The organism is Hornefia porci (assembly GCF_001940235.1).
GTDB lineage: Bacteria > Bacillota > Clostridia > Peptostreptococcales > Anaerovoracaceae > Aminicella > Aminicella porci.
The window spans coordinates 1,131,933-1,144,324 of record NZ_MJIE01000001.1 but is presented as its reverse complement, the minus strand read 5'-3'; the positions used below and the strand labels follow the sequence as shown (position 1 = coordinate 1,144,324).

Annotated in this window: 10 protein-coding genes; 8 read left to right on the top strand and 2 right to left on the bottom strand. The window is 54.5% G+C overall.

The annotated features are described in order from the left end of the window. Nucleotides 1-731: 731 nt before the first annotated feature. From BHK98_RS05415 to BHK98_RS05400, 4 genes are all read left to right on the top strand, one after another. A complete protein-coding gene (locus BHK98_RS05415; protein ID WP_075712541.1) occupies nucleotides 732-2,900 on the top strand; it encodes a DUF7601 domain-containing protein in 2,169 nt (722 codons plus the stop codon). Nucleotides 2,901-3,028: 128 nt separating this feature from the next. Then, nucleotides 3,029-3,922 carry a patatin-like phospholipase family protein gene (locus BHK98_RS05410; protein ID WP_075712540.1) on the top strand — a complete coding sequence of 298 codons (894 nt, stop codon included), beginning with the start codon at nucleotides 3,029-3,031 and terminating at the stop codon, nucleotides 3,920-3,922. Continuing rightward, complete coding sequence (locus tag BHK98_RS05405; protein ID WP_245796831.1) at nucleotides 3,900-4,904, top strand: class I SAM-dependent methyltransferase; 1,005 nt, start codon at nucleotides 3,900-3,902, stop codon at nucleotides 4,902-4,904. Before BHK98_RS05410 ends, BHK98_RS05405 begins: the two co-directional genes overlap by 23 nt. Beyond that, a complete protein-coding gene (locus BHK98_RS05400; RefSeq protein ID WP_075712539.1) occupies nucleotides 4,888-5,478 on the top strand; it encodes a DUF3592 domain-containing protein in 591 nt (196 codons plus the stop codon). The genes BHK98_RS05405 and BHK98_RS05400 overlap by 17 nt, the downstream gene beginning before the upstream one ends. A gap of 62 nt (nucleotides 5,479-5,540) precedes the next feature. On the opposite strand, the gene BHK98_RS13160 is transcribed toward BHK98_RS05400, so the two are convergent. After that, nucleotides 5,541-5,933, bottom strand: a complete 393-nt coding sequence (locus tag BHK98_RS13160; RefSeq protein ID WP_083628062.1) for a heavy-metal-associated domain-containing protein — start codon at nucleotides 5,931-5,933, stop codon at nucleotides 5,541-5,543. Between the two features lie 95 nt (nucleotides 5,934-6,028). Here BHK98_RS13160 and BHK98_RS05390 point away from each other — a divergent pair, with 95 nt between their 5' ends. From BHK98_RS05390 to BHK98_RS05380, 3 genes are all read left to right on the top strand, one after another. Continuing rightward, a complete protein-coding gene (locus tag BHK98_RS05390) occupies nucleotides 6,029-6,700 on the top strand; it encodes an MBL fold metallo-hydrolase (RefSeq protein WP_075714992.1) in 672 nt (223 codons plus the stop codon). A gap of 68 nt (nucleotides 6,701-6,768) precedes the next feature. Further along, complete coding sequence (feoB, locus tag BHK98_RS05385; protein ID WP_075712538.1) at nucleotides 6,769-9,141, top strand: ferrous iron transport protein B; 2,373 nt, start codon at nucleotides 6,769-6,771, stop codon at nucleotides 9,139-9,141. 35 nt (nucleotides 9,142-9,176) lie between these two features. Further along, nucleotides 9,177-9,359, top strand: coding sequence for a FeoB-associated Cys-rich membrane protein (locus BHK98_RS05380; protein ID WP_143404539.1), 183 nt, complete (start codon nucleotides 9,177-9,179; stop codon nucleotides 9,357-9,359). A 23-nt stretch (nucleotides 9,360-9,382) separates the two neighbouring features. On the opposite strand, the gene BHK98_RS05375 is transcribed toward BHK98_RS05380, so the two are convergent. Further along, entirely contained in the window at nucleotides 9,383-10,369 is a 987-nt protein-coding gene (locus tag BHK98_RS05375; RefSeq protein WP_075712536.1) for a LysR family transcriptional regulator, read from the bottom strand. 136 nt (nucleotides 10,370-10,505) lie between these two features. Between BHK98_RS05375 and pckA the strand changes: the two genes are divergently transcribed. After that, nucleotides 10,506-12,116, top strand: a complete 1,611-nt coding sequence (gene pckA, locus BHK98_RS05370; protein ID WP_075712535.1) for a phosphoenolpyruvate carboxykinase (ATP) — start codon at nucleotides 10,506-10,508, stop codon at nucleotides 12,114-12,116. Nucleotides 12,117-12,392 lie beyond the last annotated feature (276 nt).

Here is a 12,392-nt window from a genome sequence, read left to right as displayed (position 1 = left end):
AAACACGATAAAATCCAAAAATGTGGCAAAATTATGTTCGGAAATAATTGAAAAATCAATCAAATACGCATAAATATGAATTATAGATATAATTTACATGACAATTACACGACGTAAAAGACGATAAACGTAGAGTTAAATAGGGTGAACTGCACTTTTCTCAACAAAAATGTAAAAATATTCCACATGATGTCATGAAATCTGCCACATTTCTCGTCAAAATCCAAAAATGTGGCAACTCTGACCACCGTCTAACTCTTCGTCAATATGCACTGAACGTACTGAGCGTTGACAAAGTGCTCCGATCGCATTAAGACAAAAAAGGAACGAAAGTTATCGCATCGAGTCAATCGAGACAAACACCCCCCCCAGTCGAGATAAAAATACCGCGTCAATCAGAACAAAAACACCGGCTTAATCTGGACAAAACCCCGGCTTATCTGGAGAAAAAACTATTGTAATGATGGGAAATTTATGGTAAAATGACTCAATTAGATTTGTTCTAAAGTGTGCAATTAATTTATGGTTAGTGCCTGCCCGCTGAATTTCGGTGCGCTTCGTGGCTTTCGCGAGTCTCGGTAGACCTCGCGGAGCGGCGGCAGACACAGCCGGAAATTCGTGCTTCGGATGACGGAATGCACTTGGATGTAAGACAGAATGCAGGCGAATCCCGCGGCGAAGCATGTGTCAGTCAGTGTGTAAAGTGTGTAAGAAAAGGGAGAATATCAACAATGACGAAAGCCGGAAAATCACTGTGGCTGCTGTTTTGTGTGGCCTTGATCGTTCTCGCGCTTGCAGCGCCGTCTTTTGCGGCTGATACTGCGACCGGTCAGAAAATCAATTATGATGAGGATACGACGATTCATTGGCTGCCTAATCCGAATGATTCCAGTGAGCGCATCATCCTCTACTGTATGAACAATACACTGCATTGGCCTCATTCGACATCCACTCTTCCGGATGTCCCGGAGTATGTGGAGGGCTATCTGACCGAGAAGGATTTTGATTCTGCGGATGAATATCGGGAATGCATACAGCAGCTGGAAGCCATTCTGTATGCCGGCTATCCCTATAACGGACTGCATCTGTATGAGATCGTCAGTAAAGGGCACCAGATTACGGAGGCCGAATTCAATGAGCTTCTGAGGGCGCCGGATGTGATCCGTTCGGATTTCCCGGACAGCATCGGCAACACGCAGTTCACCTATGCGAACTACGAAGAGAACATGGATCGGATTCAGAAATTTATGGGAGAGGTTCTGGCACTTGCCAAAGGAGGTACGACAGCCTCTGGTCTGACGCACGGTCAGATTACGGCGCTTCCTTTCTATAAGGCGATGAATTGCATATCCATGTCCGTAGGCACCGCATCTCCGCTGCAGTGGTATGACAATATATACTCGAAGGGGTACTTTGTCACGGAAAAGCAGGCCTATACTGCTACAAAAGATGCCGTATGGAATCTTTTGTACAAATATAAAATAGCTGATAACGACCTCAGCGATATAACGAGTGGTGAACTGGCAGAAACTCTTGTGAAAGAAGCATCCTCGGCGCGCCTGCTGCAGGAAAAGCCCTCCTCCGACAAGGTCAGTGTGACGGGGGATGCGGTATTTTCCTACAATCCGCAGGACGGGAAATGGCATACCGGAACTCTGACGGTTAATGAACCGGCGACCTACCGGGGAACGTACACCCTCGACTTGCCGGACGGCGTCACCGTTGAGAACAGCAGCTCCGGAAATACGGTAACGGCCGGTACGAGTTTCGCGCTTGTGTCGGATAAGGAGATTACAGGAACAAAGGAAATTTCGCTGAAATCAGACAGCCTCGTGTGGATCGACGAACTGTATCAGTACTCACCCGCCCGGGATGTGGTCGCTTCAGACGGGAAACGATTCCAGCATATGGTGGGTGCGGATATCCGGAGGGCGTCTGTCACCACCGCGTTCACAGTGAAAACCGGGGAGGAGGGAAGCCTTTCCGTCAGTAAGAAGGTGGAGGGCGAGGACAACCCGAGCGGAGAGTTCCGGTTTACTGTGGAGCTTCTGAATCAGAAGATTTCCGGCAAATACGGAGATCTGACATTCAAGATCGACGACAATTCAGGAAACTCCACCGCCAGCTTCACGCTTAAGAGCGGAGAGAGCAAGACAGCGCTGCATCTTCCTGCAGGAACAAAGTATAAGGTTACTGAGGCGGAGAATGAAAAGTATACGAGCAGCGCGAAAAACGCAGAAGGAACCATCACGGCCGGACAGAAATCAGATGTGGAGTTCACCAATACCAGGAAATACCATGACCTCACAGTCAGTAAGGTTTTGTCAGAGCCGGGAGACCAGAAGGATCGCGAATTTACCTTTGTGATCACACTGAAGAACTCGGACGGAAATCCGGTGACGGAAACCTTCAATTATGAAGGTGAAACTGTTTCCGGACAGGATGAGGGCGTGACTGCGCCGAAGAACGGTACTCTGGAGTTCCGGGACGGCAGCGCGGAGATCACTCTTTCCCACGGACAGGCGATTCGGCTGAAGGATCTGCCCACAGGAAGCCTGTACACCGTGGAGGAAAAGGAAAGCGAGGGCTATACGCCCAGATACAACGGCAGTAAAGAAGCGGCTTCGGGCACGCTGAGCAAAGACGCGGAGGTCAGCGTTGTGAACAGTGCGGGGACCGATCCGGGCAAGGCAGAGGGAAAGGATGATCCGGGCAAGAATGAGAGCGGCTCGGATAATGGCGGCAAGACAGCGAAAAAGACTTCGCAGAAGTCGGGTTCGTCCAATCCCGACACCGGAGACGCCTCCGGTCTGGTTCTCTGGATCGCTGTGCTGGCGGGAGCCGGTGCGGGTGCGGCAGTGCTGATAAGGAGAAAACTTTCCTGCCCGACAGATATGTAACCGTCCGGAAGACATGCCCAGACACTCGGACGGCCGCCCGAAAGACTTATCCATGCAGAACTCTGCGATCTGTGTTATACTGATGACAGTACGATGATTTACAGCAGAGGCAGGTTCGGAGGTAAGCTTTGAAGACAGGAATCGTTCTTGAAGGAGGCGCCATGCGCGGAATGTTTACGGCTGGCGTACTGGACATTTTCATAGAGAACAAAGTACAGTTCGACGGCGCCATCGGAGTTTCCGCAGGCGCCGTTTTCGGCTGCAATCTGAAATCGCTGCAGCTGGGGCGGGTAATCCGTTATAACAAAAGATTCTGTGGAAACTGGCGGTACTGCAGCCTGAAGTCCTGGAGAAAGACGGGTGATCTTTACGGGGCGGATTTCTGCTACAACCAGCTTCCGTACAGGCTGGATCCCTTTGATGTCCGGACATACCGGGAAAATCCGATGCGTTTTTATGTAGTGGCTACGGATGCGGAGACGGGGAAGCCGGTTTACCGTGAACTGGAACGGGGCGACGGAACAGATATGGACTGGTTCCGCGCATCTGCGAGTATGCCGGTTCTGTCAAGACCCGTCATGATAGAGGGACGGGGGTATCTGGACGGCGGATGCTCAGACTCCATTCCCGTAAAGTTCTTTGAATCCATCGGCTATCAGAAAAACGTGGTGCTGCTGACTCAGCCGCCTGGCTACAGGAAAAAGAAAAGTCCGCTTCTCCCTGCGGTAAGACTGATGCTTCACCGGTATCCTGCTCTGGGACGTGATCTGACAGAGCGTGCGGAAGTCTATAATGCGGTTCTCGACAATCTGGAGCAGAGAGAAAAAGCCGGAGATCCCGGGCTCCTGCTGATCCGGCCGTCCGATGAACTCAACATCGGAAAAATGGAAAAGGACCCGGAGGAGCTGGAAAGAGTTTATCAGATCGGAAGAGAGACCGGAACGCGGGTTCTGGAACGAGTTGTGGAATTCTGCGGAGGCGCCGGAGGCGATGGTGGTAATGATGAAAGTAAACGGCGATAACCGTGATAACTGCAAAACCTGCGACAAAATAATCTGCGAAGAGGAAAGCTATATAAAGGAAGCAAAGGCGCTTGCGGAGCATCTGGGCGTTCCGCTGGAATACGGGCCGCCGGGGCACGACCGGACCGCGGAGAACTGCCGGACGGCGGGACATGATCGCTCGGAGGAATGCGGGCCGCCGGGGCGACATCGGCCGGCTGAAAGCGGCGGCGCGGTACTCCGCTTCGGGCGGCAGGGTCTGTGCCTGGAAGCGGGAGGGCAGTCTCTTCGCGGTGATTTTACAAAGCTCCTGCCGCGGCTGAGGCCGTCCGCCCTGGGAAGGGAGACTCTGGTGCGGGCCGCCCGGTTTCGACGAACAGGCGGACGCTCGGAGACATGCAGTGAGACGGGAGACCTCGCTGCGTCTGCGCCCGGGAAACCGGCAGAGGGAGACTGCAGACGCAGCATGTTCCCGCAATTGACAGCGGTGGATGCGACAGCGGGACTGGGAGAGGATTCTCTTCTGCTGGCGGCGGCGGGCTTCCATGTGCAGCTTTGTGAATATAATCCTGTGATCGCGGCGTTGCTCCGGGACGCTCTCCGCAGGGCGGCGGAGATTCCGGAGCTAGAGGAAATTACCGGGAGAATGCGGCTTACCGAGGGAGACAGCCGTGTCCTTTTGCGGGGGTTGGAGGAGCCGCCGGATCTGGTTCTGCTTGATCCGATGTTCCCGGAACGCAGGAAAAATGCTTTGTCAAAAAAGAAGCTTCAGCTCCTGCAGCGGCTGGAACAGCCCTGTGAGGATGAATCGGGTCTGCTCCGGGCGGCGCTGGACGCCGGACCTCGCAAGATCGTCATCAAACGGCCGGTCAGAGGAGATTTTCTGGCGGGTCGCAGGCCGGGATATTCCATTACCGGGAAACTCATCCGTTATGACTGTCTGGTGCTCCCGGAGCACGAAAGAATGAACAGAGGAGAATGCAATCATGTCGAACACGAATAAGAAACAGCAGCGCCGTCGGGATTCCCAGAGGATTGCCAGGGACAATATGGCGAAAAAACGCGGAGAGGATCCGGCGAAGGCAAGAAGGAAAAGAGCCAGAGCAAAGGACGGCGGACCCGGACTCAGCCTCAGTACGTTCCTGGCCATCATGATTATTCTGTTCGTGACTGTGCGGGCGACAGCGGCGACCGGCCCCCTGCTGGCCGCGACCACAGACCGGCTGACGAAAACCCCGGCAGTGGTTTCGGAAATGGCTGACGGCGGGCTCCTGTCCAGCAAGAAGGTCTATCCGGTCTTTCAGTACAAAGTAAAAGGGAAAACCTATACCCACAAATCCCTGCTGGCGACCGGCACCAGCGGAATCAGGGAATACAAAAAAGGAGACCGGGAAACGGTCTACTTCGATAAGAGCAAGCCGTCCCAGGCCTTCAGTAAAATGGAAATCACCAATAAATTCAAGAGCATAAGCGGATATGTGGGGATCGTTATCATCGTCCTGATTGTCCTGATGCTGATCAGCTTCGGGAACCGGCTGTCGCGCCGGGGTCAGGAGGTTTTGCGAAACCGGAAATAACCGCCGCGTCTCTCGCTGTGTATCCGCAGTGTTAGCCGGTGCTCGTCCGCGCCTCCCGCCGTCTATTTTGTCGTCATGTAGTTGAGTCTGTAACCGAGGGGGTCGATGCTTCTGTGAAGCGCCGTCTCCAGATCGTCGCCGGAAATTTCGTCGGGGATGATGAAGCTCGCTTCCCCCTTTACATGGGACGCCGTAATCCTTGCGGCGCCGGGAACTGCCTGCCGGATGGCGTCCTTGATATGACTTTCACACATACCGCACTGCATTCCGTCGATATAGAGAGCGACGCGGCTGCCGGACCGGATCAGCCGGCTCGCGGGTTTCACCGCAGATGCGGGCTTTTTCTTCGGGTCCCGGAAGAAGCTGATCAGGGCGCGGACGCCCGCGACGAACACGAGGGCGATAATGATGAGTACAACGATATCGGTCGTGTTGACCGGAACATTAAACTTCATTTAAAACCTCCCATTTCAATATGTTTTTTCATCTGATTCAATACCCGGAGCGAAGCTCTCTGAAACAGAATAAAACTGAAAGGAACAGAAGCATCATGAAAATAACACATATTTATCACAGTGGTTTCTGCATCGAACTGGAGCAGACAGTTCTGATCTTTGACTGGTATACGGGGACTCTGCCGGAGCTGCCTGAGGAGAAGCAGGCGATTGTCTTTGTCTCCCACGGGCACGAGGACCATTTCGGTGACTGCATCTGGTCGCTCCGGAAGCGGTTCCGGAAACTGACTTATGTGATTGACAGTACGGCAGCCGTGCCGCCGGGGATCCGGGATGTGAAAACGGTGGAGCCGGGCGGAACGTATAACATTGCTGATCTCACCGTTCAGACGCTGCGCTCTACCGATCAGGGCTCCGCTTTTCTGGTTGAGGCAGAGGGGCACAAAATATTCCATGCGGGGGATCTGAATGTCTGGTACTGGTATGATGAGCCGGAGGAGGAGAATCTCGCCTCGGAGGAGGACTGCCGCAGAGAGTACGAAAAGCTGGCGGGACAGCCGGTCGATGTCGCTTTTCTTCCTCTGGATCCCCGCCTGCGGGAGCATGCTCCGCGAGGAATCGCTCTGTTCATGGAGTGTGCGGGAGCATGGGAGATTTTTCCGATGCATTACTGGGACAGAAAGGCGGAGGCAGAGGCGTATCTGGAGGATCCCCGGCTTGCACCCTTTGCGGATCGGATACATTTCGAGGATTCCTTTGTAATATGATGTTAGATATACCAAACTCTGTGGTATGATACCAGCGGAAACAACGGTAAAAGGGAGACGGACAGCATATGGCGACATTACGTGATTTAGAAATAGGAAAGACGGCGACCATCGTTTCTGTGGGAGGCGACGGTGCGCTGCGGCAGCATTTTCTGGATATGGGGCTGATTCCGGGAGAGCAGGTTTCCCTCGTGAAATTTGCGCCGATGGGGGATCCGATGGAACTGATGGTTCACGGATATGAGCTGACGCTCAGACTCGCGGACGCGGAAAACATAGGGGTGACGGATGTCCGGGCGACTTTGGATCGGGATTATCAGGATGATGAGGCGGAAAAGGCCGGGGCGCATCTGATGGAAAGCTTTCATCCCGGAATCGGAGAAGGGCCTGTGAACAGCGGAAGACCGGATGACAGCAGTCCCGATGAGGGAAAACTGACCTTTGCGTTGATCGGGAATCAGAACTGCGGCAAGACGACGCTCTTCAACCAGCTCACCGGGTCGAACCAGCATGTGGGAAATTTCCCGGGCGTTACGGTGGACCGCAAGAGCGGCAGCATCAAGGGGCATCCGGAAACAGAGGTTGTGGATCTTCCGGGGATATATTCGCTGTCTCCCTACACGAGCGAGGAAATCGTTTCCCGTCAGTACATTCTCGAGGAAAAGCCGTCGGCGATCATCAACATCATCGACGCGACGAACATAGAGCGGAATCTGTATCTGACCATGCAGGTGCTGGAACTGGGAATCCCGGTCGTGCTGGCGCTGAATATGATGGATGAGATGCGGGGGAACGGCGGTTCGATCAGGATCAATGAAATGGAAGAGATTCTGCAGATACCGGTAGTTCCGATCTCTGCGATTAAGGGTGAGGGAATTCAGGAACTGATTACTCATGCGATTCATATCGCCCGTTACCATGAAGTGCCGGGGCGGGCGGATTTCTGTGACAAAAACGATCACAACGGCGCTGTGCACAGAACGATCCACGCGACGATGAGGCTGATCGAGGATCACGCGGAACGGGCGGAAATTCCGGTCCGGTTCGCAGCGAGCAAGCTCATCGAAGGAGATCATCTGGTCGAGGAGGCACTGAAACTGACACAGAACGAGAAGGATACGATGGGACATATCGTCCGGCAGCTGGAGGAGGAGCGCGGACTGGACCGCGCCGCGGCCATGGCGGACATGAGATTCCTCTTTATACGCAGGCTCTGCGCAGAGACGGTGATTAAGCCGAAGGAAAGCCGTGAGCATGCACGCAGCCGGAAAATCGACAGGGTTCTTACCGGAAAATGGACGGCTATTCCGCTGTTTGTGCTGATTATGGCCGGCGTGTTTTATCTGACCTTCAGTGTTGTCGGACTGTTTCTGCAGAATCTCCTGGCGGCCGGAATCAGTGCGCTGACACAGGCGGTGGATCACGGACTGACAGTCGCCGGCGTGTCCGCTCCGGTGCATTCGCTGATTATCGACGCGATTTTCAACGGCGTGGGAACTGTACTGAGCTTCGTGCCGATTATCGTGGTGCTGTTCTTCTTCCTGTCGATGCTGGAGGACAGCGGGTATATGGCCCGTGTTGCCTTTGTGATGGATAAGCTGCTGCGGAAGATCGGTCTCTCCGGACGAAGCATCGTTCCGCTGCTCATCGGCTTCGGCTGCACGGTTCCGGCGGTCATGTCAACCCGGACGCTGCCTTCCACCAGGGACCGCCGTATGACCACGGTGATGATTCCGTTCATGAGCTGCTCCGCGAAGGTTCCGATCTATGCGTTTTTCAGCGCGGCGTTCTTCCCCCGTCAGGCAGGGCTGGTTATGGTCTGTCTGTACGCACTGGGAATTGCGATGGCGATACTGGTGGCCTTCTTCTCCAAGAACATGATGTTCCGCGGAGAAGCGGTGCCGTTCGTTATGGAACTCCCGAATTACCGTCTGCCGGGTCTGAAAAATGTACTGCGGCTGATGTGGGACAAGGCGAGGGACTTCCTGCAGAGGGCGTTCACGGTGATCTTTGTGGGAACGATTGTGGTCTGGTTCCTGCAGACCTTCGATTTCGGGCTTAACATGGTCGCCGACTCTCAGGACAGCATGCTGGCGGCGATCGCCGGACTGATCGCTCCGGCGTTCCGCCCGCTCGGGCTGGGGGACTGGAGAATCGTGACCTCCGTGATTTCCGGATTCATGGCCAAGGAGAGTATCGTGTCCATGATTTCCATTCTGTTCGGCAGCGTCGCGAAGCTGACCGCATCGATTTCCACGCTGTCAGCGGTGACTTTCCTGGTGTTCTGCCTTCTCTATACGCCGTGCATCGCGGCGATCGCCTCCATTAAGAGGGAGCAGGGGTGGAAGTACGCGATGGGAACTGTTGTATTCCAATGCGTCGTGGCGTGGATTCTGGCATTCCTGGTGCATCTTGCCGGCACGACGCTCGGACTCGGATGAATGAACCGGATCGGACGGATAAGGGGGGTGACAGTATGGCAACCGGAATTGTAATCGCCATCGTTGCGGCGGCTGCCGCGGCGGCGCTGTACAGCATTTATAAACAAAAGAAAGCCGGGAAGAGCATCAGCTGCGGCGGCGACTGCAGTCACTGTGCTTTAGCAGAACTGGAGAACTGCGGCCGCAAAAAGAACGGGCAGCCCGCGGAGCGTGAATGACGCCCGCGGCGCCGGCCGGCTCTTCAACGCGCCGCCTGCCCGAACGCGGCTTTTTTTGTTTCTGCCGGATTCCCCGGCGCAGCGATAAATTCCATAAAGACCTGCATTGCCTTGCTCACATAACGGCCCCGCTTCCAGTACAGATAGATGTTGCGGGTCACAAAGCGGCTGGAGAGCCTGTAATACACCAGTTTCGGGTTCGGTGGAACGCTGGACAGCAGACGCTCTCCGGAGAAGGTGATTCCCAGTCCGGAACTGGCGATGTTGTAGGCGGTCAGCTGCTGATCCAGCTCAAGAACGACATGGGGGCGGAAGCTCTGTTCCTGACAGATCTGGTAGCTGCGTTTCCCTGTGTCGTTTTCCGGATGGAGCAGGATGAACGGGCAGTCCTCGAAATGATGCAGCGGTACTGCCGGCGTCCGGCTTTCCCGAAAAGCGCCGCTGCGGATTTCGGGGAGAGGAATCTGAAATTCCTCCAGTGTCCGGTTTGCGGAAAAGCCTTCGGGCACAACCAGAAGAAGCTGCTCGTTTCCCACCTGCCTGCGGTCGAAGACCTCCAGGTCCAGTTCTTTGTTGTCCATCACGAAATCGATGGCTGCGTCCTGCAGCATCCGCGTGAGCTCTACGGACCGCGCTTCCGTCAGTGTGATGTCCAGATCCGGGTATTCCCTTGAAAAATCAGAAATCAGCGGTGGAAGCACCCAGGAGGAAAAAAAGTTGCTTCCTCCGAAATTCAGCGTTCCTGTCTTCAGTCCCTCCAGATCGTTTATATACGATTCAAATCCGTTCTCAATGGCCATGATTTCCTCTGCACAGCGGATGTACCGCGCGCCGCATTCCGTCACCTCCAGAGGCTTTGTGCTTCGATCGAACAAAGGACAGCCCACCTTCTCCTCAATGCGCCGGATATTGGCGCTCAGAGATGGCTGCGAGATGTGAAGCGCAGCGGCGGCCCTGGAAAAACTCCGTTCTTTGTACACGCTGTATACGTAATGCATTCCTCTGAACATGCTGATGCCTCCTTGGCATAGTTATAGAGTTATACAAAATATAAATACATAAGTATTTGATTATAGTTTACTATGCTCCTATAATGAAATCAAGAAGAAATCCGAAACCCGATGATATACGAAAGGATGGAGAGAAATGGAGATGTGCAGTCTTGAACGTATTGGAATGAAGCCCGGCCGGGTGTATCGCAACCTGTATCCGGCAGCGCTGGTGGAGAAGGCGCTGAGCCGCGGAGAGGGACATCTTGCGGACACGGGAGCGCTGGTGGTGAAGACCGGGAAATATACAGGAAGATCGCCTCACGACAAATATATTGTCGATTCAGAGGGCGTGCATGACCTTATTCACTGGGGAGAGGTCAACCGACCCATCGACAGGGAAACCTTCCTTGCCATAAAAAACGAAATGATCCGGTACATGGACGGACGGGAGGTATTTCTGTTCGACGGATTCGCAGGAGCGGATCCGGAGCATCGCAGGAAATTCAGAATCATCAATGAGAAAGCGTGGCAGAATCTGTTTATCCGGAATCTGCTCATCCGCCCGGAGGACGGGGAACTGGACCGGTTCGGCGAGCCGGACTTTACGATTCTCGCGGTACCGGGGTACAAATGTGACCCGGAGCGTTTCGGGATACATTCGGAGGCGGCGATCATCATCGATTATGAAGCTCATTTTGTAATCATCGCGGGAACGCAGTACGCCGGCGAAATAAAAAAATCCGTGTTCTCAGTAATGAATTTCGTGCTCCCGACGGAGGATCATGTGCTCCCGATGCACTGCTCCGCCAATATGGATCCGGAGACCGGGGAGACGGCGGTGTTCTTCGGCCTGTCGGGCACGGGTAAAACCACTCTGTCGGCGGATCCGGCAAGAAAGCTGATCGGCGACGACGAGCACGGCTGGTCGGATACCGGAGTGTTCAATATTGAGGGAGGCTGTTACGCCAAGTGCATCGACCTGAAGGAGGATGAGCAGCCGGAGATTTATCACGCGGTGAAATTCGGCGCAGTTGCGGAAAACGTGGTGATGGATCCGAAAACCGGGGAGATGGATTTTGAAGACCGGTCGCTGACGGAAAACACCCGTGTCGGATATCCTGTGGACTTCATCTCCAATTCGCAGAAGCCGGGACGCGGGGGCGTGCCGAAGGCGGTAGTTTTCCTGACAGCGGATGCGTTCGGAGTGTTGCCTCCCATTTCGCGGCTGTCCGGCAGCGCGGCGATGTATCAGTTCATTACCGGATTTACCGCGAAACTGGCGGGGACGGAGCGCGGGGTCAAAGAGCCTCAGCCAACCTTCTCCACCCTTTTTGGCGAACCGTTCATGCCGCTGCGCGCGGAGGTGTATGCGCGGATGCTGGGAGAACGGCTCGAAAAATACGGTACCCGCGTCTATCTGGTCAACACAGGGTGGAGCGGAGGCCCCTACGGAGAAGGATCCCGCATCCGTCTGAAATATACGAGAGCCATGATCTCGGCAGCGCTGAACGGAGAACTGGATAATGTAAAATTCGTTCATAACCGTCAGTTCAATCTTGACGTTCCCGTCAGCTGCCCCGGCGTACCGGCGGAAATCCTGGATCCGCGGGCGACATGGAAGGACAGCGAGGCCTACGATTTTCAGGCGAACCGGCTGGCAGCGCTGTTTGAGAAGAATTTTGCGGAGAAATACCCTGACATCGATCCGGCGATCGCTGATGCGGGCCCGCGTCAGCTGGTGGAGCCGGCAGGCGTAGCGGTGTAACCGCAGAATAAAGGGCTGTCGAATCAGGTGTAACGGCTCTTTCTATGCAGCGACAGGCGGGGCAGCGCCGTCGCTTTGTCCTCGCCGCTGACGATCGCGGCGGCTCACTCACAGAGAATAGAACTCCACCGAAACTCGGGACCTCATCTCTCAGACAATCGGTGGAGTTTGTCTATTCTCTCTGCTCGTTTCACCTGCGACCGTTACAGCCCCTGCGGAATCCGCTCCGGAACGATGGAAAGATTGACAATCTCTGTTTTACCGATATAATGAAAG